Source organism: Tateyamaria sp. GN1-10 (assembly GCF_055693845.1).
In genome coordinates, this window is the sequence record NZ_JBVFUR010000004.1 from 381,789 (window position 1) to 403,728 (window position 21,940).

The window sequence follows — 21,940 nt, forward strand, 5'->3', positions numbered from 1 at the left end:
CGCGTCTTTGCTGTTTGTCAGATTGTTGAGACGTCAGCTTGCAGGCGTAGAAGACACGCCAACTTGCGCCGGGCGCAGCAGACGGTCGTGCAACATGAACCCTTCGGCAGAGACCTGAATGATCTCTCCAGCCTTGGTACCTGGCACGGGCGCTTCGAACATCGCTTGGTGATGCTGAGGATCAAAGGTGTCGCCGACTTCGGGCGAAATCCGCTCAATCCCATGCTTCTTGAACACGTTCAGCAGCTCGCGCATGGTCAACTCGACGCCCTCAAGCAGCGCCGCAGACACTTCGCGCTGTTCTTCGGTCGCCGACTCAAGCGCGCGCTTCATATTGTCGTAGACGGGCAGCATATCGCGCGCCAGTTTCGACCCGCCATAATTCTCGGCCTCGCGCCGATCTTTTTCAGACCGCTTGCGCGCGTTTTCGGCATCTGCCAACGCACGCATGAAGCGGTCTTTCAGTTGATCCCGCTCGGCACGCAATTGATCAAGCTCAAGCGCTTCATCATCAATCTCGGCCATCTCTTCGGCATATTCTTCTTCCGCGGCGATATCGATGTCGTCAAGAAAATCGTCGTTCTTGGGCTCAGCCATGTTTCACCTTTCATTGCGGTCGGTCAGCATGCGCCCGACCAGCTGGGCTGTGTAATCCACAATCGGAACGATCCGGCCATAGTTCAGCCGCGTGGGTCCGATGACCCCAACCGCTCCGATAATCTTTCGATCCGCGTTCATATATGGGGAAACCACCAAAGAGGAACCCGAAAGTGAGAAAAGTTTGTTCTCTGAGCCAATAAAAATGCGCACACCATCGCCGTCCTGGGTCAGGTCCAAAAATTCAGCGATGTCCCGTTTACGTTCCAGGTCGTCAAACAGCGTGCGGATACGCTCCAAGTCTTCAGCTTGTGTCGATTCGTCGAGAAGGTTGGACCGACCGCGGACGATCAAGCGTTCGGGCGTGTCCCCCTCACCTTCCCACGTGGCTAGCCCGCTTTCGACCAAGGCACGCGACAGCGCATCGATCTCTTGCCGACGATCCACGATCTCACGCTGAACGATGGTCTTCACCTCGCTCAAGGTTCGGCCTTCGATCATTGCGTTCAGGAAGTTTGCCGCCTCGCGCATTGAAGATGGCGTTTGCCCGGGGGGTTGAAACAAACGGTTTTCAACATGCCCATCTGCGAACACCAGGACAACCAACGCTTGTTCGGGACCCAGCGGCACGAAATCCAAATGCTTGATTTCCGCTTCGTGTTTGGGTGTCAGGACCAGCGATGCGCCGTGTGTGACGCCAGACAAGGCAGAGCCGACGCGGTCCAGCAAGCCGCTTACATCCCGTTCGTTCGATCCAAGCGTCGCGTCTATCTTTTCCTTGTCCGAGTCGTCCGGGACTCCAACCTCCAGCAACCCATCGACAAACATGCGCAACCCGAGCTGTGTGGGGATTCGTCCGGCGCTGATATGCGGACTGTTGAGCAGGCCCATGAATTCGAGGTCCTGCATTACATTGCGGATGGTTGCAGCGCTGACCTTTTCGCTGAAGTCACGGGTCAAGGTGCGTGAACCTACTGGATCCCCGGAATCCAGATACCCTTCGACCACACGGCGAAACACCTCGCGTGAGCGATCGTTCATCTCGTCCAGAAGTTTCTGTGTATCGGTCATCGATTGGTATTAAAGGGCGCAGGTTTCAAAGGTCAATCGGGGTTGCCAGTGGGCACGACCCAAGGCTATCCCCGTTTCATACATGAAATAAGGAAATCACATGCGCCCCTCCGGTCGAGAACTGAGCGAAATGCGGTCCGTTTCCATCGAAACAGGCTTTACAAAACACGCCGAAGGGTCGGCCCTGATCAAAGTGGGCGACACGCATGTACTGTGTACTGCAACGATCGAGGATCGCGTGCCTCCGTTCATCAAGGGATCCGGGCTTGGCTGGGTGACAGCAGAGTACGGAATGCTGCCGCGCGCAACCAACACACGGATGCGCCGGGAGGCGGCCTCGGGCAAGCAGGGCGGTCGAACCGTTGAAATACAAAGGCTTATCGGCAGATCTCTCCGGGCTGGGGTTGATCGCGTCGCCCTGGGTGAACGCCAGATCACTGTCGATTGCGACGTGCTGCAAGCTGATGGCGGTACACGTTGTGCATCCATTACAGGTGGCTGGGTGGCACTTAAACTGGCAGTGAACAAGTTGATGAAAGCCGGAGACGTAGTGGCTGATCCGCTGGTGTCCCCGGTCGCGGCTGTCAGCTGCGGTATCTATGCCGGTCAACCCGTGCTTGATCTCGATTACCCCGAAGACAGCGAAGCAGGCGTCGACGGCAACTTTATCATGACCGGTGACAAACAACTGATCGAAGTCCAAATGAGTGCCGAGGGCGCCACCTTTAGCCGCGATCAGATGAATGCGCTGATGGACCTTGCCGATAAGGGAGTCAGCGAGTTGGTGGCCATGCAACAAAGCGCAACCACATGACCCGACGGTTCGAAGGAGACCGAATTCTAGTCGCCACCCACAACGCCGGAAAGCTGGAAGAGATGGAGCAATTGTTCCAGCCTTTCGGAGTGCAGGTCGTTGGCGCGGCAGAAATGAAGTTACTGGAGCCCGAAGAAACGGAAACCACATTTGTTGGCAATGCCCGGATCAAGGCGGTTGCTGCCGTTAAGGCGACAGGTTTGCCAGCGCTTGCCGACGATTCCGGCATCGAGGTTGACGGCCTTGGCGGCGCGCCAGGCGTATACACTGCGGATTGGGCAGAAACGCCAAACGGCCGTGATTTCATGATGGCCATGACACGTACCCACTCCGAATTGTTGGAACTTGGGGCCGGGCAGCCTTGGACAGCGCGGTTCTGCTCCACCCTTGTTCTGGCTTGGCCGGATGGGCACGAGGAAGTCTTCGCCGGGACGGCTGAAGGGACGTTGGTTTGGCCGGTGCGTGGTCAGCTTGGCCATGGGTACGACCCAATGTTCCAGCCGATCGGCTATGATCGCACTTTTGCCGAGATGCCTTCGGATGAAAAAAATGCGGTCAGCCACCGCGCGGACAGCTTCAAGAAACTGATTGCAGGCTGCTTTGGCTGAGGATTGGGAAGCGGGTGGCTTTGGCCTTTACATCCACTGGCCGTTTTGCGCGGCCAAATGCCCATATTGCGATTTCAACAGCCATGTAACTCAATCAGTGGATCACGATGCTTGGCGTGATGCCCTCGTGTCAGAGGTTGAACGCGTCGGCGTTCGGACCAAGACCCGCGTTTTGCGGTCCGTCTTTTTCGGCGGCGGCACACCAAGCTTGATGGCCCCGAAAACGGCCGAAGCCATACTTGGTACCGTCGCAAAGACATGGCCGCTCGCCAATGATGTCGAGGTCACACTTGAGGCCAACCCCACATCTGTTGAGGCAGACAAGTTCGCTGCATTTCGTTCTGCCGGTGTGAATCGGGTATCCATGGGCATACAGGCGTTGAACGATCCGGATCTGCGTGCGCTTGGGCGTTTGCACACAGCTGCCGAAGGTTTGGCTGCGTTTGAAATCGCGCGCTCCACCTTTGACCGAGTTAGCTTTGATCTGATGTACGGTCGCCAAAACCAGTCTCTCACCCAATGGGAAGCAGAGTTGAGAAAGGCCTTGGCCCTTGGGTTGGATCATGTGTCACTGTACCAACTTACCATTGAACCAGGTACGGCATTTGGTGACCGGTACAAACGCGGAAAGCTGAGTGGCCTCCCGAATGATGATTTGTCGGCAGACATGTACAGCCTGACGCAGGATGTGTGTTCAGAGTTTGGAATGCCGCGATACGAAGTGTCGAACCATGCTAGGGATGGTGCGGAATCTCGTCACAATCTGATCTATTGGCGATACGGTGACTACGCGGGTATCGGACCCGGCGCACATGGTCGGCTGACGCTGCAAGGACAACGACGGGCAACTGAGCAACGGCGAATGCCTGCAGCTTGGCTTCGTGACGACAACAGAACAAACGAAGAAGTCTTGTCGGGCGTGGATCAGGCTGTTGAGTTCCTAATGATGGGCCTTCGATTGGCGGAAGGCGTTGATTTGGATCGGTATACTCAACTGGCCAATCAACCATTGGACAGCACCCGAATAAGTGAACTTGCCGATATGGGCCTTGTCATCCAAAGAGGCCGTATATTATCCGTTACAAATCAGGGGTTTAGCCTGTTGAACGGCGTATTGCGCACCCTTTTGAATGACTAGGTAGAACTCAAACGCCGACACAGGTCATCGAGCTGGTCCAAACTCTCGTATTGCAGTGTCAGAGTGCCAGATTCGCTGTCCGGCTTGTGCGTCAAAGACACCTTTACCCCCGTTGCCGCCGACAGATCATCTTCAAGAGCGCGCGTATCAGCGTCCTTATTTGGTGCTTTGGGCTTGGATGATCCCTTGAAGATGTTGTCGCTGACATCTTCCGATGCTTTCTTAACAAGTGCTTCGGTTGCGCGAACCGATAGCCCCCCAGCAATCACCTTCCTGGCAAGCGCACTGGGATCATCTGCAGTAATCAACGCCCGGGCATGTCCGGCACTCAGCGACCCATCAACGACAAAGGCTTGAATGTCATCGGGAAGCTGCAGCAGCCGCAACAGGTTTGCAATATGGCTGCGCGATTTGCCCAGTGCCTCGGCCATCTTCTCTTGCGTATGACCGAAACGGTCCATCAGCTGCTTATAGCCAGCAGCTTCTTCGATGGGGTTCAGGTCAGCCCGCTGGATGTTTTCGATGATCGCCACTTCCAGGACTTCGGTGTCCGAGAAATCGCGCACCAGAACCGGAAGGTCGTGAAGCTGTGCTTGTTGCGCGGCGCGCCAGCGGCGCTCGCCGGCAACAATCTCGTACTCATCTCCGGCAGGCCGAACGATCAAGGGCTGCAAGACACCCTTTTCTTTGATGGATGCAACCAGATCCTCCAACGGACCAGCATCGAACTGACGTCGTGGTTGGTTTGGGTTGGGCTTGATCTTTTCGATCGGGACGCGTTGCTCGCCCAAGCCACCGGATGTGGTATCTGTCAAAACTGGTTCCGCAACATCTGCCATCAATGCAGAAAGCCCGCGCCCCAAACCACGTTTCTTGTCGTTGCTTGCCATGTCAGGCTCCTACTGCTGCGTTATTGGCGACCAGCTCTTTGGCCAGGTCACGGTAGGCGACCGCGCCTTTCGAAGTACTGTCGTAAGACAATACCGGCATCGCAAAGGACGGCGCCTCACTCACACGTACATTTCGGGGAATACGCGTCTTGAAAACAATATCGCCCAAATTGTCCCGTGCATCCTGTTCCACCTGCTGCGACAGGTTGTTCCTCGCATCGTGCATCGTCAGCACGACACCTTCAATCCGCAGATTGGGATTGCCCGTTTGTCGTACCTCTCGAACCGTCAGCATCAGTTGCGACAGCCCCTCCAACGCAAAAAACTCGCTCTGGAGCGGAACAAGAACAGAGTTCGACGCGATCATCGCGTTCACAGTTAAAAGGTTCAGAGATGGAGGACAGTCAATCAGGATGAAGTCAAACCCGTAAGCATCCATATCCGTTTGCCGAAGCGCATCATGCAAAAGAAAACTGCGCTTTTCATTCGAAATCAGCTCAATATCCGCAGAGCTCAGATCGACCGTTGCTGGCACAATGGCAAGATCGTCGATGTCTGTGGCGAGAATAACGTCCTTCAGTGGGACGTCATCCAACAGCAGATCATATGTTGTATGCTCACGGTCCTCCATCTCAATCCCGAGACCGGTAGACGCGTTGCCTTGTGGATCCAGATCAACAACCAGTACACGATTGCCAATCTCCACAAGTGCCGCTGCCAAATTGATGGTCGTGGTTGTCTTGCCCACGCCTCCTTTTTGATTTGCAACAGAGATAATCTTGGGCCCGGGTGGGCGCGTCGGGTCAGACACGCGTAATATCCTTGATTTTGAGGACGACTGCTTCTGCGTTTGTTTTACTTGGCATCGCTTCGTATGAAAACCGCCAGTTTTGCTTTGCGGCTTCGACTTCTTCCTTCCACTGAGCGCCCTTCTGAAAAAGGCATAGTCCTCCAACTGCTAAGTGTGGTGATGCAAGAGAAAGCAGCGTGTCCAGGGGCGCCAACGCGCGCGCCGAAATGGTCGGTGCCTGCAAGCCTTCAACCTCTTCGATGCGGCGTGCCACGATTTTCATGGGCAGATCTAACTCGCGCGCGCATGTCCGCAAGAATGTGGCCTTGCGCTGATCGCTTTCAACCAACAAGACCGAAGTATCCAGCCCATTCGATTGCGCAAGAATTGCAATAATTACGCCCGGCAGACCGCCACCACTTCCCAAGTCAACCCAAACTCCAGACCGCGGCGTGAAGACTTGTGCGCCATCCCAAATATGTCGCGCTTCAATATCGGAAATCGTCGATTTCGAAACGAGGTTGATCCTCGGGGTCCATTTGCGGATCAGATCTGCATATGCCTGAAACTTGTCGAGTGTTTCACGTGAAACACTCCCACCCCACCAATCTGGCGTCTGCATCATGCTGACATCTTTTCCAGAAACCTGATCCGTCCAAGAACAAGTGCAAGCGCTGCAGGTGTCATGCCATCAATGCGCGCTGCTTGGGCCAAATCAGCCGGTTGAACGCGCTCGAGCTTACTTTGGAGTTCTGCCGACAGGCCAGAGATAGCCGTGTAATCAAAGCCAACCGGGATTTTCAGAAGTTCATCTTTCCTCAGTCTTTCAACATCCTTCTGCTGGCGCGCAATATAGTTTGCGTAAAGCGCGTCGCGCGCAACCTGCTCTTGAATGGGCTGTGGAAACTCCAAGATGTCGGGTACAAGCCCTGCCAGTTGCTCAAAAGTCACGTCTGGAAAGGCTAACACCTGAAATGGCGTTCTTTTGGTTCCGTCCTGATTGATCCGAATACCCTGAGCCGCAATTTGCTTCGGTGTGAACTCAGTTTCGCTGAGGAGGTCCCTCATCGACGTAAGTTGTTCGTTCTTGCGCGCATAAGATGACATGCGCCTATCCGACACACATCCCAAATCGCGGCCAAATTCAGTCAGTCGCTGATCGGCATTGTCAGCGCGCAGCGAAAGCCGAAACTCGGCACGGGATGTAAACATGCGATACGGCTCAGCAACACCGCGCGTGGTGAGATCGTCGATCATCACACCGATATAGCTTTGATCGCGGCGGAAGTGCACTGGCTCGACACCTTTGACGCGACGCACAGCGTTTAGACCAGCCACAAGACCTTGTGCTGCTGCCTCTTCATAACCTGTCGTACCATTGATTTGCCCTGCCAAGAACAAGCCAGGCACATCTCGGACAGAAAGGTCAGCGTTCAGCGCTCTGGGATCCACATAGTCATATTCAATCGCATACCCTGGCTGCAAAATCTTTGCCTGCTCCAAGCCTGTCATCGATTGCACGTAGTCAACCTGTATCTCAGCCGGGAGAGATGTTGAAATTCCATTGGGATAGATTGTGTGATCATTCAGCCCTTCGGGCTCCAAGAACACTTGATGGGACTCTTTGTCAGCAAACCGCACAATCTTGTCTTCGATAGACGGACAGTATCTTGGTCCAACCCCCTCGATATGACCGCCATACATGGCAGATCGATCAAGATTCTCCCGGATGATGTCGTGTGTTCTGCTGTTTGTATGCGTTATCCCGCAAGAGATTTGCCGGAGGGGCGCGGTTGAGGACAAAAAGGAAAAGAGCGATGGATCATCATCGGCCTCTTGCCGATCCAACCCATCCCAATTGATCGTGCGTGAATCCAGCCTTGGTGGCGTACCCGTTTTCAACCGCCCCGTGGGAAGTCCAAACCCGTCAATTCGATCAGCAAGGGGGACTGAGGCATCATCGCCCATACGCCCACCGGAGTACGACTTATCACCAATATGAATCGTGCCACGCAAGAATGTGCCCGTGGTCAGAATAACAGCTTCAGCTGAAATCTCTGACCCATCTGCCAGACACACACCTGAAACAACGTCGCCTTTCATGAACAAATCAACCACTTCGCCCTCAACAATTGTGAGGTTTTGTGTGGTTTGCATCATCTTAAGCATGGTTTCCTGATACACAGCGCGATCCGACTGTGTGCGAGGGCCCTGAACTGCGGGCCCTTTGCGCCTATTCAAAAGACGAAACTGAATTCCGGAAACATCAGCAACACGGCCCATGATCCCATCCATTGCATCGATTTCACGAACAAGGTGCCCCTTCCCCAGCCCACCAATGGCTGGATTACAAGACATCACGCCGATTCCCGATACTTTCATGGTGACCAAGGCAGTCGAGGCGCCGATTCGTGCCGAAACATGGGCGGCTTCCGTTCCCGCATGCCCACCACCAATGACAACCACATCAAAATGTTTCACGTGAAACACTCCATCATTTACCTAAGCAAAAGCTCGAGAATATCTCGTCCAGCAGATTCTCAACATCAACCCGACCAACCACAGCTTCCAAGGACCGAATCGCAACCCGCATTTCCTCTGCCGCAATATCATAGTGTTCTGGCCCGACACCAACCAACGCTGATGCAGAAGACAGCGTCGACAAGGCTTTTGTCATCGCAGCGCGGTGCCGTTCATGAGTGAGCAGTCCAGCATTCTGCGCTCGTTCGGATAGCGTGGCAGTGACACTTGATACAAGCTCATCCACACCATGCCCAGTGAGTCCTGAGATCGCTGGCACATCGTCGTTTCTTTGATCCGCCTTTGGAGCCAGTACAATATCCCCTTTTGAAACAGGAACACTCAGATGCTCCCCTGGCTCAGCAAGGAAGATCCGCAACTGCGCGGCACTGGCACGCAAAATTGCCCTTGCTATTCCCTCCGCCTCAATCTCATCGCCAGAATCCCGTAATCCGGCTGTGTCAAGCAAGGTCACCGGCAGTCCACCAAGGTCCATACGGACCTCGATTACATCTCTTGTTGTGCCAGCGACCTCAGACGTTATCGCAGCATCGCGACGCGCCAGCGCATTCAACAAAGTCGACTTTCCAGCATTCGGCGCGCCAACAATGGCCACTTCAAAGCCTGTTCGAATTCGTTCTGCAGCACTAAAGCCATTCAGTTGATCGGAGATATCTTGTTCAACAGCCGTCAAAAGGCTTTGAACCTCTGGCGTAACATCAACCGGCACCTCCTCGTCAGCGAAGTCGATTGTCACTTCGATCAACGCCGCGGCTCGGATCAGTTGGCTACGCCACGTTTCAATGCGCTGCCCCAGCTCACCTGACACTGTGCGTAACGCTTGCTGCCTTTGTGCCTCGGTTTCAGCTTCAATCAGATCTCCAAGACCCTCAACTTGCGCAAGGTCCATCTTATTGTTTTCAAGCGCACGACGCGTGAATTCACCCGGCTCTGCCATCCGCGCATTGCACTTCCCAAGTTCACGAAGCACGGCAGAGATAACGGCGATGCTTCCATGCAAATGAAACTCAACCACATCCTCGCCTGTAAAACTGGCCGGCGTGTCGAAAACAAGGATCAGTGCTTGATCAAGCGTTTCACCAACGTCATCGCGTAGGATACGCACCACAGCTTGCCGAGCCCCGGGCAGCGACCCGCACAGCTGCTCAGCACAAGACTTGGCTTCCGGTCCCGATATACGAATGACCGCAACACCTGCACGACCCTGCGCCGTAGCAAGGGCAAAGATTGTATCCATCCCCCTACCTCCGGCCGACAGATCAGGTGTTCATGGAATCGAAGAATTCACTGTTTGTCTTAGTCTGCTTGAGTTTCGAGATCAGGAACTCGATCGCATCCGTTGTCCCCATCGGGTTTAGGATACGACGCAAAACAAAGGTTTTTGTCAGGTCGTTCTTGTCGACCAACAAATCCTCTTTCCGTGTGCCGGACTTGAGGATGTCGATGGCTGGGAACACGCGCTTGTCTGCGATCTTGCGATCCAGAACGATTTCCGAGTTACCCGTGCCTTTGAATTCTTCAAAGATCACTTCGTCCATCCGGCTACCCGTATCGATCAGAGCCGTCGCGACAATGGTCAGCGATCCACCTTCCTCGATATTCCGCGCCGCGCCGAAGAACCGTTTGGGGCGTTGCAGGGCATTTGCATCCACACCACCGGTCAGAACTTTACCAGACGACGGCACCACAGTGTTGAAAGCCCTACCAAGTCTTGTTATCGAATCCAGCAAGATCACAACATCTCGTTTGTGTTCAACCAACCGCTTAGCTTTTTCGATAACCATCTCAGACACGGCGACGTGGCGCGTAGCAGGTTCATCAAAGGTCGAGCTGACGACTTCACCCTTGACCGAACGCTGCATGTCCGTGACCTCTTCAGGCCGTTCATCGATCAGCAAAACAATCAGGTAGCACTCCGGGTGGTTCTTTTCGATGCTAGACGCGATGTTCTGAAGCAAAACCGTCTTACCCGTCCGTGGTGGTGCCACGATCAAGGAACGCTGCCCTTTCCCGATAGGTGAAACCAGGTCGATAATCCGCGCCGACCGATCTTTGGTCGCGGGATCGTCTGTTTCCATCGTCAAACGCTCATCCGGATATAGCGGCGTCAGATTGTCAAACGCGATCTTATGCCTGGCCTTTTCCGGCTCTTCGAAGTTGATCTTCGTCGCATTGGTTAGGGCAAAGTAGCGTTCATTGTCGTCAGGGGCCTTGATCACCCCTTCGATCGTGTCGCCAGTCCGCAGCGAGTACTGGCGGATCATATCGGGCGAGACATAAATGTCATCAGGACCCGGAAGATAGTTTGCTTCGGGCGAGCGCAGGAAGCCAAAGCCGTCTTGCAGAACTTCCAGCACACCGTCGCCGGAAATCTCCCATCCCTCGTCCGCGCGTTCACGCAGGATTTGGAACATCATCTCGCCTTTCCGCATGGTCGAGGCGTTTTCGATTTCCAGCTCCTCTGCCGTAGCAAGGAGGTCTTTAGGGCTTTGCGCCTTGAGTTCAGCAAGGGCGAGGCGTTCTGCGGTCATGGGAATACTCTTGGCCCGCTTGGTTCAAGCGGTGCGCGTCCAGTCAATTGTAAAAGCTGTGTGCGGTCCCCGGACGGGGTGCGATGTTGCAGATAGGGGCTGTCGCGTCTTAAGTCAACGGTTTCAGAATTTCACGACCACGGACAGAACGATCAGCACCATGAGAAGTGTGGGCACCTCGTTCATCATTCGATACTGCCGCCCCGTCTTAATTGGTCCACCTGCTGTGAACACCTTGCGTTGCGCGGACAACCAACCATGGAAGCCAGACATGGCGAGAATGCCAAACAGCTTGGTCCAAGGCCACACAGCACCCCAATCGATCACACCAGGGATCAAAGCGAGAAGAATGCCAAACACCCATGTTGCGATCATGGCCGGGTTCATGATCACCTTGAGCAGCTTGTATTCCATAGTTTGGAACAGCGCATGCGTCTCACCCTCCAACCCGACACTTTCAGAGTGGTAGACATAGAGGCGGGGTAAATAGAACAATGCTGCCATCCATGCGATAACCGACATGATATGGAACGCTTTGATCCATGGATAAAAGGTTATCAGAAAATCCATGATAGTCCGGCCCTCTGTGTTCCGACCCACCCTTATAAATAAATAAGAGAAAGAAAAAGGATGATGATTTTGTAGGGTGCCGGATTTCTGTGGATTACTAATTTTCCCAAAGGTTTGTGCACAACTTGATATGTTTGTCCTCAAAGATGCACAAGGATTGAACATCTTGGAAAATAAAATTAAAACAACAGCTTAAGCTACAAATACGCAAATCAAAGGGATGGAAAAACCTGTGGGTAACACCAGACAACACCTGTTGCCCTCAACACGTCATTTGTTCTTTCGCACTCGGGAAGGCTCGTGGTGAATCTGGCTCAAGACATCAAGTACCTCATGTGATCCCGACATCCGGCTTGCTTTCACATGTTTGATCCCGCAGTTCACAAGGTGTGACACACAAGGATATCCACATGATCACCCCCATCGTTCTTGCTTCGGGCTCCAGCATTCGGGCCCAATTGCTGCAAAACGCGGGGGTTGAATTCGAAGTCATGGTGCCTCGAATAGATGAAGAAGCGGTTAAAGCTGCCTTGATCGCCGAGCACGCGTCACCGCGCGACATCGCCGATGCGTTGGCCGAAATGAAGGCCCGCAAGGTGGCTGACAAACGGCCGGACGCCATGGTCATTGGATGCGATCAGGTTCTTTCTTTCGACAACGATCTTCTGTCGAAGCCGATTGACCGGATGGATGCCGCCGCGCAACTGCGTGCTATGCGGGGACAGCGCCACATGCTGTTGTCGGCAGCTGTCATCTATCATGACGGCAAACCCATCTGGCGTCATGTGGGACAGGTCCGTTTGCGCATGCGAAATGTGTCCGATGCGTACCTTGATGGATACATCGAACGGAATTGGGATGACATTCGTCACTCAGTTGGCGCATATCAACTAGAGGCCGAGGGGGTGCGCCTGTTCCACAGCATCGAAGGGGACTATTTCAACGTCCTTGGGATGCCATTGTTGGAGCTTCTGGCGTTCCTGGCGCTGCGCGGTGTGATCGACGGATAATCAAAGGCATGCAAGGATGAGCGATAAAATTCCTTTGGCGGGCGTCATCGGATCCCCCATTTCACATTCGAAATCACCACAATTGCATCGCCACTGGCTCAAGACGCTTGGGTTGCGGGGTGACTATATCCCCATGGACGTTTCCGCGCAGGATTTGGAAACCGTCCTGCGGACCTTGCCCAAAGCCGGTTTTGTCGGGGTGAACATCACCATTCCCCATAAAGAGGCGGCGTTGGAGATTGCCGATCTTGTCACAGATCGTGCGACGCTGATCGGTGCGGCGAACACCCTGATTTTTCGTAAGGACGGTCAAATCCATGCTGACAACACGGATGGGTATGGCTTCATTGAAAACCTGAAAGCGGGCGCGCCTAACTGGCAACCACATGCCGGTCCCGCAACTGTATTGGGTGCAGGTGGTGCAGCGCGTGCTGTTATCGCATCTCTTCTGGATGCTGGGGCTCCTGAAATTCTTTTGACGAACCGCACCCGGGTTCGCGCAGAAAAGCTGGCTGACGACTTTGGAAAGAAGGTGTCGGTCGTAGATTGGGTTCAGGCAGGGAACATTCTTGAGGACTCGGCACTTGTGGCGAACACAACGTCACTCGGAATGATCGGCAAACCTGCAATGCGCATCCCCTTGGATGGTCTTCGGCGCGACACCCTTGTCACTGATCTTGTTTACACGCCGCTGAAGACCGACTTGCTTGCGGCGGCAGAGGCTGCGGGCTGTGTGACTGTTGATGGGCTTGGTATGTTACTGCACCAGGCAGTGCCCGCCTTTGAGCGTTGGTTTGGTCATCGGCCAGCAGTGGACAGTGCCGCGCGTGCGGCGGCTTTGAGATGACATTCAAACTTGGGCTGACCGGATCCATTGGAATGGGCAAATCCACAACAGCCCAGATGTTCAAGGGCGAAGGGTGTGCAGTGTGGGATGCCGATGCCGCTGTTCACCGTCTGTATAGGCAAAACGGCGCAGCGGTTGCCCCAATTGGAAACATATTCCCTGGTGCTGTCGTGGATGGAGCCCTCTCTCGCGATGCGTTGCGCGCCATCATCTCGCAGGACGCAAGTGCCTTGGCCCGGATTGAAGCAATCGTTCACCCGCTGGTTGCCGATGACCGGGCGCAGTTTGTTGCCACAACAAACGCCGAAATCGTCGTCTTTGACATCCCGCTTCTGTTTGAAACAGGTGGTGATGCAGCGATGGACGCTGTCGCCGTTGTTCACGTGGACGCCGAAGTACAAAAGGCGCGTGTTCTTGCACGTGGAACGATGAGCGAAGACCAGTTTTATGCAATCCTGGAAAAACAGATGCCAAGTGCTGAAAAATGTGATCGCGCCGATTTTGTGATCGAAACCGACACGGTTGAACATGCCCGTGCTCAGGTTCATTCTGTGGTTCAGCAGATAAAAAGCGGGTTGTGACATGCGTGAAATCGTTCTCGACACCGAAACGACCGGGTTTGACCCCGAAGGTGGCGACCGGATTGTTGAAATCGGCGCCATTGAGCTGATCGGCCATGTCCCAACGGATAACGTGTTTCACGAATACATCGATCCTGAGCGCTTGATGCCGCAGGAAGCGTTCGAAGTGCACGGGCTGGGCGACGACTTCCTTCGCGGTAAGCCAAAGTTTGCGGAGCTGGGCCAAAAATTCCTGGACTTTGTGGGTGATGCAAAGTTGGTGATCCACAACGCAGCCTTCGATATGAAGTTTCTGAATGCCGAACTGAAATGGATAGGGCTGCCGCAACTTCCATTTGATCGCGCTATCGATACGCTAGACATAGCGCGCCGCCGCTTTCCCGGCTCACCTGCTTCACTGGACGCATTGTGCCGTCGGTTTGGAATCGACAACTCCGCCCGAACACTGCACGGCGCTTTGCTCGACAGTGAAATCCTGGCCGAAGTTTATCTGGAGCTGATTGGCGGACGTCAGCCCGACTTCGGGTTGTCGACGTCATCTGGGTCTGGGTCCAATACGATTGAGGTCGAAAGCTGGACGCCGCCGCCCCGCCCACGTGCTTTGCCATCTCGGGTGACTGGACAAGAGCGTGAGGCCCATGCGGCGTTTGTCGCCAAACTGGGCGATGACGCCCTTTGGCCGAAATAAGAAAGGCCCGGTGCGATGACCGGGCCTTCCTGCATATTCACATCTATCAGTTGATCGGCTGTTCGGCCGGCGCTGCCTCTTTCTGACGGCGCGCGATTTCGTTCCGATAAAGAGATACGAAGTCGATGTTCTCAAGGTTCAGCGGCGGGAAGCCACCGTCGCGCGTGATGTCGCTGACCACACGGCGCAGGAATGGGAAGATCATGCGAGGGCATTCGATCAGCAGGAAAGGATGAAGCTGGTCTTCTGGTACGTTTTCAATGTGGAACATGCCAACATAGTCAACTTCCAGAACGAAAAGGACGGTGTCCCCTTCTTTGGCCTTTGATGTCACGTTCAGCTTGATCGCGCTTTCGTACTGGTTCTCCTGGCCGCGCTTCTTGGCGTCCAGATTGACTTGCACCTGTACATCGGGCTGCACGTCCGGCGCTGCGCCCTTTTGCGACACAATGTTTTCAAATGACATGTCGCGAATATATTGGCCCAGCACACGCATCTGCGGTGCTGCGGGTGGTGTGGCTTGTTCTTCGGCCATCAGCTCTTTCTCCGAGGGAAACGATAAATCCCGCGCTTCGTATCAGCTTGGGCCCCTGGCCTCAATGCTTGGTCCAGCCTGATGGCCCCCGAACTTCACGCTGATCGGGATCAACTTCGGTGTATTCACCCTCAACAATGTCTGGCCGCGGCGGTCTTTGTCCGTGAGTTGAGAATGTGGTGACGTTGATGCGGCTGCGTGCCCAACGGAAAACTGCAAGCCGCACGCCCGGCACAAGCAGTGCAAACCCGACCGCATCCGTGAAGAAACCCGGGGTCAGCAGCAGGGCACCGGAAAACAGGATCATTGCACCGTGCGCCAGTGCTTCGCTTGGGTCGCGCATCTGGTTGAAAGACGATTTTACCTGCCCCAGCGCCTGTATTCCCTGAGCACGCACCAGCATGGTGCCCAGAACAGCCGTGACGACCACAATCAGAAGGGTCCAGCCCAAACCAATGGCACCGCCAACCTGTATGAACAGGGCAATCTCGATCAATGGGACCAGAAGAAAGGCCAGAAACAGCCACATCCGTGTTATCCTTTCGTTTCCACAAGGAGCCGTACAGTGGACTTGCGCCTCCCGTGCACCTACATAAGGGTCCGACGAGGCTGTTGCCACCCGACCCCGAATGACGAGGCATTAATGAATTCTCCGCTTATCCAGTTGCTGGTCCTTGCTGGCATCGCTGTTTTCCTGATCCTGCGCTTGAAAAACGTGCTGGGAACGCGCGAAGGATTCGAACAGCCCCCCGCTCCGAAACAGGTGTCTGAGCGTTCTGGCAAACATGATTTTGAAGTGATTGAGGGCGGCCCCGACCTGGATATCACCGACCATGTTGACGAAGACAGCAACGCCGCCAAAGCGCTGGCGGAAATGAAACGGGTTGAACCATCTTTTCAGGTGTCTGACTTCTTACAGGGTGCCCGCGGCGCTTATGAGATGATCGTAATGGGATATGAACAGGGTGATTTGGCCGATATTCAACCCTTCCTGTCAGAAGAGATTTATGAGTCGTTCGTGGATGGTGTTGCTGCCCGCGAGGATCAAGGTCTGACCATCGAGGCCGAATTTATCGGTGTCCGGGAACTGAAACTGATGGACGCCACCTTTGATCCTGAAACGGGCGAAGGTGAGCTTACCATCCGTTATGTTGCAGAATTGAAATCCGCTGTTCGCGATCAGGGCGGAGATATCGTAGAAGGTAGCCTAACTGAGGTGAAGAGGCAGAAGGACACATGGGCCTTCGCCAGAACCATGGGGGCAAACGACCCGAATTGGCTACTGGTGTCTACAGACGCGTAGTACGTTCCTGCGCCTTAACATTCTGCGCGATTTTCTGGACCATGACCGCCGCTGCCTCTGATGTGAAGTACACGGTGTTGGACTTTGCCGCACTGGATGGTTGGGCGCAGGATGATCACGCCGCAGCGCTGACCACGTTTCGCAATACGTGCCAGGATATGGATGACCCCGATTGGCGGTCTTTGTGTGCATTGGCTGGGGATGTGCCGGATGCGCGCGCGTTTTTTGAACTCTTCTTTCGCCCTGTTTTGATCGAGGATGGCGCCGCAGCGCTGTTCACAGGATACTTTGAGCCAGAGCTGGACGGATCACGCCGCCGCAGTGCACGTTATCGCTTCCCGGTTTACGCCATGCCGCCCGAAGCCCGGCACATACGTCCGTGGTTGACCCGTCGCCAAATTCTTGAAGGGCCAGTGATGCAGGGCCGTGGCCTCGAGATTGCCTGGGTCGATGATCCGGTTGAGCTGTTCTTTCTCCAAATTCAAGGATCCGGTCGCATCCGTCTGCCTAACGGTCAAATGATGCGCGTTGGGTATGGCGGAGCCAATGGGCACAAGTATCGCTCTATCGGGGCTGAGTTGGTACGCCGCGGCACCTATGCGGCTCATCAGGTCAGCGCGCAGGTCATTCGAAATTATGTTCGAAACAATCCGATCGTGGGTGAGGAGCTGCTTTATCACAACCCATCCTACGTTTTCTTCCGTGAAGTCAGTGAGGTTCCGGCAGATCGTGGTCCCTTGGGAGCAATGAACCGATCTATCACGACGATGCGGTCCATCGCGGTTGATCCGGCCTTTGTTCCTTTGGGCGCTCCCGTATGGATCGAAAAAGACGGGAATGGACCCTTGCGACGATTGATGATCGCGCAGGATACCGGGTCAGCCATCAAGGGTGCACAGCGGGCCGACGTGTTCTTTGGCACCGGGGACAAGGCGGGCCGCGAGGCTGGGCGCTTGCGCGATCCAGGTCGGATGATGGTGTTGATGCCGATCCAACGTGCCTATGCCCTGTTGCCCGAGAGCGCGATATGACCCGCCGCAAGTTGCGCCCAGACGAAGAAGAGCTGTGGCGAAAAGTGGCGGACAGGACCGATCGTTTGCACCCTGAAAAGCCATTTCATCCAGATGATTTCGTCACAACGCCTGCGCCGAAACCGCGCTTGAAGCATACGTTTGAAGTTACCCCGGCGCTGGGCAAACCATCTGCTTCTAGGCCAACCACCGCGGTCAACCTGACACCGTCCATCGTGGACCAAGTTGCGACCCAACCAGTACAGATGGATCGCAAGGCGTTCACCCAGATGAAGCGCGGCAAACTCAAACCTGAGGGTAAGCTGGACCTGCATGGTATGACTCTTGATCGCGCGCACCCCGCGCTTACGCGGTTTATTTTGTCTGCGCAGTCTCAAGGCAAACGACTGGTTCTGGTTGTGACGGGCAAAGGCAAGAACCGCGATGATGATAGCCCCATACCAGTGCGTTTTGGCGTCCTGCGCCATCAGGTGCCGCAATGGTTGTCCATGCCACCTTTGTCTTCGGTCGTGTTGCAGGTCAGTCAGGCCAACGTTCGCCATGGCGGTGGCGGCGCATACTATGTGTATCTACGCCGTCAGCGGTAGATCGTTGCGTGCCCGCTGTATTCCGATCCACATGCTGGCAGTCGCCAACAGGAAATAGGCAGCCACACCTACGTATTGCACATTCAGATCAACGCCCAAGTCGATCAGCCCACCAGTGAGACCGGGTCCGATTGCTGAGCCCAACACCATGACCGCAGCAGCCATTGCCTTGATCGCACCAATGTGGCGGGTGCCATAGAACTCCGCCCAGAACGCATTGGGTAAGGTCGAGTTTGCACCGGTTGTCAGGGCCAGAAACACGAAGCCGATGGCGGCCGCAGCCAGCGATTGTGCAAGTGCAAAGGTTACGAAGGCCACAACCATTGGCAGCTGGAAAAAGGGGATCAGCCGGGCAGTGCCGAACCGATCCAATGCGATGCCGGACAGGATCATCGCCCCGATTCCGACAACGGTGTAAATGGGAAACAAAGCCACAAGGGACAGGTGTGACCACCCCTTGATCTCCGCAAAATAGACCTGCTGGAAGAAGAATGCAGTGTTGAAAGCAGCCGGGCCAATCAGCGCCGGCACCATGAACCAGAACAGCGGGTGACCTAACGTATCTGTGCGTGTCCAATGGCGGGCTTTCATCCCGACGCTCTGGTTTTCGTCGGCCATGGATTGTGGTGTGCGTTCTTCCCCCAACAGACGCCACAGGATGGGTACACCCAGTAGTGCGATGGCAGCAGCCAGAACCCACAACACGCGCCAATCCAGAAATGCCATTAATGCCACAAAGAGCAGTGGCAAAATTGCCTCGCCCAAAGAAAAGCCCAAAGTCGCTACCGCAAGTGCCCGGCCGCGCGTCGCCACGAACCAGCGCGCCATCGCGACAATTGCAATGTGGCTTGTCATACCTTGCCCGGTCAGACGCAGCGCGAATATCACGATAGGCAGAAATGCAGCGTATGGATTAACAGCCATCAACAGGCACGACCCAGCAAGCAACGCGAGCACGATCATACCCAAGCTCCGAGCTCGGAAACGGTCTGTCAGGCCGCCTGCCCAGATCATGACCACAGCGGATGCAGCGGTTCCAAGACCATAGATTGCGCCCCAGCTTCCGTGGGTAAGGGAAAAGTCACTCTGGATCTGTGCAGCAAAGATCGAGATGAAAAATGTCTGCCCAAAGGATGACAGCAAGGTCAACAGCGCACCAGCCGCCAGCCATTGCCGGTTGCTCTTCAGAAAGTGGCCTAGAGGCTGCGACCCTGAAATGGTCGCCACTAGCGGGCCTTGCTGCGGATTGCACTGGTTGAGGGTCGGCGTGGCGGGGATTGGATGCGGCGCGCGCCCGGAATGGTCAGCACCGACCCGGCCCGTCCGCGCAAGAACTCACTGTCCAGTTCAGATGAGCGGCGAAGTAGCTGGATCAAAGCGGGCGATCCCGCCGCAACGAAATGGTTGCCGGATTTCCGATCGCTGAACGCGGTCACGTCGACGACCGTAATCGGCAAGTCTGCGACGGCGTCAGTGTTTTGGATGTTGCCCAGTTGGGTCCTTTCGCCGCGCAGTCGTGATGACAGGCGCAAGATTGCATCCTTACGTGATACCATGACAACAAAAGGATCCGGTGCCGTCTGGATACGAGAAAACTGACTGCGAAAGACATCGACGTTAATGTCGGGGGACAAAAGGATCACACCACTGACATTCCGGCCTACCCAACCGGGCTCCGCGATGTCGAGCTGGCGGAGCGTTTCCATCACCAATGCACTGCCCATCGAATGAGCGACGAGGACGATGTCTGGCTGTCCCACAGATCGGATCAAGTGCATCAGATCAGCAAGGCCATCGCGGGCAAACAGTGCGCTGTCCTGATCATATTCATACCCAAGTGGGTTACCACGGCTGGGCCATGAATAGGTGACATGGGTACCAGGCAACTCTAGGTCCTCTGCCATTTGCGCAATCCGGAAAGCGGAGTTGGTAAAACTGTTGTTGAACCCATGAACGAACAGGGTCACGTCGCGTTCGGATGGGGGATGCGATGCAAGATCAGCAGCCAGAGCTTTGCGAAATACATCGTTTGATTCGTAGATGTTCAATGCGGCAATTGTAAAATCGCGGTCTGGTTTCGGGCGCTCCTGACCGTCCGATACGCTACCCAATGTACGACCGGGCGGAAGCGATACCGTGGCCTGCAACAGATTCAAGGAAGCAGACCTGCCAATCCCAAATTCTCCGGCCGCATTCATGCTGCGTGTGGTGCCGATGAACACGTCGCGGTTTTTGCCGATAGACTTAGCCTCTGGCAAAATAGGCGAAGCTGTCCTGTCGCTGCATGCAGCAAGGATAAAAACTAGAACAAATAGAATCGCGCGCATCAAATGCCCCTGCCCGATCATCCCATGGGATGTACCCGAGCAGGGAGCAAACAGCTAGAGTACGTAACGACTGACGTCCGTGGATCGCGCAAGTTCGCCGAGATGCGTTTCCACGAAATCCGCATCAACGGTGATTTTGTCTCCGGCGCGGTCGGGTGCATTGAACGAAAGCTCTTCGAAAACACGCTCCATCACGGTGTAAAGACGACGGGCACCAATGTTCTCGACGCTCTTGTTCACGTCTGCAGCAATACGAGCCAAGGCGCGAATACCTTCGGGTTCAAAGGTCACCGTCACCTCTTCGGTCTGCATTAACGCAGCGTATTGCAGTGTCAGTGCGTTGTCCGTTTCTTCCAGAATCCGTACGAAATCGTCTTCGGTCAGATCGCGCAGCTCGACCCGGATGGGCAGCCGGCCTTGCAGCTCCGGCAACAGGTCGGAGGGTTTTGCGATATGGAAAGCGCCTGATGCGATAAACAGGATATGGTCGGTTTTCACCGGCCCATGTTTTGTGCTGACGGTGGTTCCTTCGATCAGCGGCAACAGGTCACGCTGAACGCCCTCGCGGCTGACATCCGCGCCGCGCGCATCAGAGCGGGCACAGACCTTGTCGATCTCATCCAGGAAAACGATGCCGTTTTCCTGAACAGCCTCCAACGCCGTCTTGGTCACGGTTTCGTCGTCGAGCAGTTTGTCGGCTTCTTCGCCAATCAGCACGTCATAGCTTTGCGCGACTGTCAGCTTTTTGCGCACGGTACGTCCGCCCATCGCTTTGCCAAAGATGTCGCCCAAGTTCATCATACCCATGCCGCCGCCAGGTTGACCGGGAATGTCCATGGTCGGGAACGGGTTGCTGGTGTCGGCGACGTCCAGCTCGATCACGGTGTCGTCTAATTCGCCTGACTTCAGCTTCTTGCGGAACATCTCGCGGGTGGCATCGCGGGCATCTGTGCCAGCGATGGCCTCGATGACCCGTTCCTCGGCCGCTTGGTGTGCGTTGGCCTTCACGTCTTCCCGCATGTATTCTCGTGTTTCCACGATGGCCGCGTCCACGAGATCACGAATGATCTGCTCAACATCGCGGCCAACATATCCAACCTCGGTGAACTTGGTTGCCTCGACCTTCAGGAATGGCGCACGTGCCAGTTTGGCCAGACGGCGGCTGATCTCGGTCTTACCGACGCCGGTTGGACCGATCATCAGGATGTTCTTGGGATAAACTTCATCCCGAAGATCATCATCTAGCTGCTTTCTGCGCCAGCGATTCCGCAGCGCAACAGCAACTGCGCGCTTGGCATCTTTCTGGCCAATAATGAATCGATCAAGTTCTGAGACGATTTCGCGGGGGGTCAGGTCAGTCACAAGCGGCCCGTTTGTTACAAGTTTCCCGACTTACCTATGCGAAAACTGGCGAAACGCAACGATTGACGGGCATTTCATCAACACAGCATCACTTGCGCGAGAGGTTGGGTTATTTTGTC

24 protein-coding genes are annotated in these 21,940 nt (G+C 55.1%); 10 read left to right on the forward strand and 14 right to left on the reverse strand.

From position 1 onward, the window contains the following. Positions 1-33 precede the first annotated feature (33 nt). Positions 34-597, reverse strand: a complete 564-nt coding sequence (locus tag ACZ1HN_RS03720; RefSeq protein WP_299700620.1) for a nucleotide exchange factor GrpE — start codon at positions 595-597, stop codon at positions 34-36. 3 nt (positions 598-600) lie between these two features. Continuing rightward, positions 601-1,668 carry a heat-inducible transcriptional repressor HrcA gene (gene hrcA / locus ACZ1HN_RS03725; RefSeq protein WP_472726529.1) on the reverse strand — a complete coding sequence of 356 codons (1,068 nt, stop codon included), beginning with the start codon at positions 1,666-1,668 and terminating at the stop codon, positions 601-603. A 100-nt stretch (positions 1,669-1,768) separates the two neighbouring features. Between hrcA and rph the strand changes: the two genes are divergently transcribed. Genes rph through hemW form a run of 3 tightly spaced genes read left to right on the forward strand, consistent with a single transcriptional unit; the run spans position 1,769 to position 4,228 of the window. Beyond that, entirely contained in the window at positions 1,769-2,482 is a 714-nt protein-coding gene (gene rph, locus ACZ1HN_RS03730; RefSeq protein ID WP_299600764.1) for a ribonuclease PH, read from the forward strand. Beyond that, a complete protein-coding gene (rdgB, locus tag ACZ1HN_RS03735; protein WP_472726530.1) occupies positions 2,479-3,090 on the forward strand; it encodes an RdgB/HAM1 family non-canonical purine NTP pyrophosphatase in 612 nt (203 codons plus the stop codon). The genes rph and rdgB overlap by 4 nt, the downstream gene beginning before the upstream one ends. Further along, a complete protein-coding gene (gene hemW, locus ACZ1HN_RS03740) occupies positions 3,083-4,228 on the forward strand; it encodes a radical SAM family heme chaperone HemW (protein ID WP_472726531.1) in 1,146 nt (381 codons plus the stop codon). Before rdgB ends, hemW begins: the two co-directional genes overlap by 8 nt. On the opposite strand, the gene ACZ1HN_RS03745 is transcribed toward hemW, so the two are convergent. The 7 genes from ACZ1HN_RS03745 to ACZ1HN_RS03775 form a co-directional block, all read right to left on the reverse strand. Beyond that, positions 4,225-5,118 (reverse strand): ParB/RepB/Spo0J family partition protein, encoded by an 894-nt coding sequence (locus ACZ1HN_RS03745; protein WP_472726532.1) that lies wholly within the window; start codon positions 5,116-5,118, stop codon positions 4,225-4,227. The two genes, hemW and ACZ1HN_RS03745, sit on opposite strands and share 4 nt — an antisense overlap. A gap of 1 nt (position 5,119) precedes the next feature. After that, complete coding sequence (locus ACZ1HN_RS03750; RefSeq protein ID WP_299203312.1) at positions 5,120-5,929, reverse strand: ParA family protein; 810 nt, start codon at positions 5,927-5,929, stop codon at positions 5,120-5,122. Then, on the reverse strand, positions 5,922-6,533 hold the full coding sequence (rsmG, locus tag ACZ1HN_RS03755; RefSeq protein ID WP_472726533.1) for a 16S rRNA (guanine(527)-N(7))-methyltransferase RsmG: 612 nt from the start codon (positions 6,531-6,533) through the stop codon (positions 5,922-5,924). The genes ACZ1HN_RS03750 and rsmG overlap by 8 nt, the downstream gene beginning before the upstream one ends. Next, positions 6,530-8,398: a tRNA uridine-5-carboxymethylaminomethyl(34) synthesis enzyme MnmG gene (gene mnmG, locus ACZ1HN_RS03760; RefSeq protein WP_472726534.1), complete on the reverse strand. Its 1,869-nt coding sequence runs from the start codon at positions 8,396-8,398 to the stop codon at positions 6,530-6,532. Before mnmG ends, rsmG begins: the two co-directional genes overlap by 4 nt. A 4-nt stretch (positions 8,399-8,402) precedes the next feature. Further along, positions 8,403-9,686 carry a tRNA uridine-5-carboxymethylaminomethyl(34) synthesis GTPase MnmE gene (mnmE, locus tag ACZ1HN_RS03765; RefSeq protein ID WP_472726535.1) on the reverse strand — a complete coding sequence of 428 codons (1,284 nt, stop codon included), beginning with the start codon at positions 9,684-9,686 and terminating at the stop codon, positions 8,403-8,405. A gap of 22 nt (positions 9,687-9,708) precedes the next feature. Next, the gene (gene rho, locus ACZ1HN_RS03770) at positions 9,709-10,980 is read right to left on the reverse strand and encodes a transcription termination factor Rho (protein ID WP_299203324.1); all 1,272 of its coding nucleotides are present in this window, start codon (positions 10,978-10,980) and stop codon (positions 9,709-9,711) included. A 123-nt stretch (positions 10,981-11,103) separates the two neighbouring features. After that, positions 11,104-11,550, reverse strand: coding sequence for a CopD family protein (locus ACZ1HN_RS03775; RefSeq protein ID WP_472726536.1), 447 nt, complete (start codon positions 11,548-11,550; stop codon positions 11,104-11,106). Between the two features lie 410 nt (positions 11,551-11,960). On the opposite strand from ACZ1HN_RS03775, the gene ACZ1HN_RS03780 reads away from it, so the two are divergent. The 4 genes from ACZ1HN_RS03780 to dnaQ are packed head-to-tail and all read left to right on the forward strand — an operon-like array spanning position 11,961 to position 14,676. Then, positions 11,961-12,560: a Maf family protein gene (locus ACZ1HN_RS03780; protein ID WP_472726537.1), complete on the forward strand. Its 600-nt coding sequence runs from the start codon at positions 11,961-11,963 to the stop codon at positions 12,558-12,560. Between the two features lie 16 nt (positions 12,561-12,576). Next, entirely contained in the window at positions 12,577-13,407 is an 831-nt protein-coding gene (locus ACZ1HN_RS03785; protein ID WP_299203333.1) for a shikimate dehydrogenase, read from the forward strand. Beyond that, entirely contained in the window at positions 13,404-13,988 is a 585-nt protein-coding gene (gene coaE, locus ACZ1HN_RS03790) for a dephospho-CoA kinase (RefSeq protein ID WP_472726538.1), read from the forward strand. The genes ACZ1HN_RS03785 and coaE overlap by 4 nt, the downstream gene beginning before the upstream one ends. A gap of 1 nt (position 13,989) precedes the next feature. Continuing rightward, complete coding sequence (gene dnaQ, locus ACZ1HN_RS03795; RefSeq protein WP_472726539.1) at positions 13,990-14,676, forward strand: DNA polymerase III subunit epsilon; 687 nt, start codon at positions 13,990-13,992, stop codon at positions 14,674-14,676. A 46-nt stretch (positions 14,677-14,722) separates the two neighbouring features. On the opposite strand, the gene secB is transcribed toward dnaQ, so the two are convergent. Beyond that, the gene (secB, locus tag ACZ1HN_RS03800) at positions 14,723-15,211 is read right to left on the reverse strand and encodes a protein-export chaperone SecB (RefSeq protein WP_299600789.1); all 489 of its coding nucleotides are present in this window, start codon (positions 15,209-15,211) and stop codon (positions 14,723-14,725) included. 61 nt (positions 15,212-15,272) lie between these two features. After that, positions 15,273-15,740: an FxsA family protein gene (locus ACZ1HN_RS03805; protein WP_472726540.1), complete on the reverse strand. Its 468-nt coding sequence runs from the start codon at positions 15,738-15,740 to the stop codon at positions 15,273-15,275. Between the two features lie 114 nt (positions 15,741-15,854). Here ACZ1HN_RS03805 and ACZ1HN_RS03810 point away from each other — a divergent pair, with 114 nt between their 5' ends. The 3 genes from ACZ1HN_RS03810 to ACZ1HN_RS03820 are packed head-to-tail and all read left to right on the forward strand — an operon-like array spanning position 15,855 to position 18,132. Then, on the forward strand, positions 15,855-16,514 hold the full coding sequence (locus ACZ1HN_RS03810; protein WP_299203348.1) for a Tim44/TimA family putative adaptor protein: 660 nt from the start codon (positions 15,855-15,857) through the stop codon (positions 16,512-16,514). 41 nt (positions 16,515-16,555) lie between these two features. Further along, positions 16,556-17,545 (forward strand): murein transglycosylase A, encoded by a 990-nt coding sequence (gene mltA, locus ACZ1HN_RS03815; RefSeq protein WP_472726541.1) that lies wholly within the window; start codon positions 16,556-16,558, stop codon positions 17,543-17,545. Beyond that, positions 17,542-18,132 (forward strand): Smr/MutS family protein, encoded by a 591-nt coding sequence (locus ACZ1HN_RS03820; RefSeq protein WP_299700577.1) that lies wholly within the window; start codon positions 17,542-17,544, stop codon positions 18,130-18,132. Before mltA ends, ACZ1HN_RS03820 begins: the two co-directional genes overlap by 4 nt. Here the strand turns inward: ACZ1HN_RS03820 and ACZ1HN_RS03825 are convergent. The 3 genes from ACZ1HN_RS03825 to hslU all read right to left on the reverse strand — a co-directional run bounded on the left by ACZ1HN_RS03825 (position 18,115) and on the right by hslU (position 21,821). Beyond that, on the reverse strand, positions 18,115-19,359 hold the full coding sequence (locus tag ACZ1HN_RS03825; protein WP_472726542.1) for an MFS transporter: 1,245 nt from the start codon (positions 19,357-19,359) through the stop codon (positions 18,115-18,117). The genes ACZ1HN_RS03820 and ACZ1HN_RS03825 overlap by 18 nt on opposite strands. Next, positions 19,359-20,288 (reverse strand): alpha/beta hydrolase, encoded by a 930-nt coding sequence (locus ACZ1HN_RS03830; protein WP_472726543.1) that lies wholly within the window; start codon positions 20,286-20,288, stop codon positions 19,359-19,361. The genes ACZ1HN_RS03825 and ACZ1HN_RS03830 overlap by 1 nt, the downstream gene beginning before the upstream one ends. 225 nt (positions 20,289-20,513) lie before the next feature. Further along, positions 20,514-21,821: an ATP-dependent protease ATPase subunit HslU gene (gene hslU / locus ACZ1HN_RS03835; protein ID WP_299700568.1), complete on the reverse strand. Its 1,308-nt coding sequence runs from the start codon at positions 21,819-21,821 to the stop codon at positions 20,514-20,516. Positions 21,822-21,940: the final 119 nt, after the last annotated feature.

Excerpts from the sequence above, each read along its gene's own strand:
- ACZ1HN_RS03775 (WP_472726536.1), bottom strand. The coding sequence starts at position 11,550 with ATGGATTTTCTGATAACCTTTTATCCATGGATCAAAGCGTTCCATATC.
- ACZ1HN_RS03820 (WP_299700577.1), top strand. The coding sequence starts at position 17,542 with ATGACCCGCCGCAAGTTGCGCCCAGACGAAGAAGAGCTGTGGCGAAAA.
- coaE (WP_472726538.1), top strand. The coding sequence starts at position 13,404 with ATGACATTCAAACTTGGGCTGACCGGATCCATTGGAATGGGCAAATCC.
- ACZ1HN_RS03810 (WP_299203348.1), top strand. The coding sequence starts at position 15,855 with ATGAATTCTCCGCTTATCCAGTTGCTGGTCCTTGCTGGCATCGCTGTT.
- secB (WP_299600789.1), bottom strand. The coding sequence starts at position 15,211 with ATGGCCGAAGAACAAGCCACACCACCCGCAGCACCGCAGATGCGTGTG.
- rho (WP_299203324.1), bottom strand. The coding sequence starts at position 10,980 with ATGACCGCAGAACGCCTCGCCCTTGCTGAACTCAAGGCGCAAAGCCCT.
- ACZ1HN_RS03805 (WP_472726540.1), bottom strand. The coding sequence starts at position 15,740 with ATGTGGCTGTTTCTGGCCTTTCTTCTGGTCCCATTGATCGAGATTGCC.
- rdgB (WP_472726530.1), top strand. The coding sequence starts at position 2,479 with ATGACCCGACGGTTCGAAGGAGACCGAATTCTAGTCGCCACCCACAAC.
- dnaQ (WP_472726539.1), top strand. The coding sequence starts at position 13,990 with ATGCGTGAAATCGTTCTCGACACCGAAACGACCGGGTTTGACCCCGAA.
- rsmG (WP_472726533.1), bottom strand. The coding sequence starts at position 6,533 with ATGATGCAGACGCCAGATTGGTGGGGTGGGAGTGTTTCACGTGAAACA.
- mltA (WP_472726541.1), top strand. The coding sequence starts at position 16,556 with ATGACCGCCGCTGCCTCTGATGTGAAGTACACGGTGTTGGACTTTGCC.
- ACZ1HN_RS03720 (WP_299700620.1), bottom strand. The coding sequence starts at position 597 with ATGGCTGAGCCCAAGAACGACGATTTTCTTGACGACATCGATATCGCC.
- mnmE (WP_472726535.1), bottom strand. The coding sequence starts at position 9,686 with ATGGATACAATCTTTGCCCTTGCTACGGCGCAGGGTCGTGCAGGTGTT.
- ACZ1HN_RS03785 (WP_299203333.1), top strand. The coding sequence starts at position 12,577 with ATGAGCGATAAAATTCCTTTGGCGGGCGTCATCGGATCCCCCATTTCA.
- rph (WP_299600764.1), top strand. The coding sequence starts at position 1,769 with ATGCGCCCCTCCGGTCGAGAACTGAGCGAAATGCGGTCCGTTTCCATC.
- ACZ1HN_RS03745 (WP_472726532.1), bottom strand. The coding sequence starts at position 5,118 with ATGGCAAGCAACGACAAGAAACGTGGTTTGGGGCGCGGGCTTTCTGCA.
- hrcA (WP_472726529.1), bottom strand. The coding sequence starts at position 1,668 with ATGACCGATACACAGAAACTTCTGGACGAGATGAACGATCGCTCACGC.
- ACZ1HN_RS03780 (WP_472726537.1), top strand. The coding sequence starts at position 11,961 with ATGATCACCCCCATCGTTCTTGCTTCGGGCTCCAGCATTCGGGCCCAA.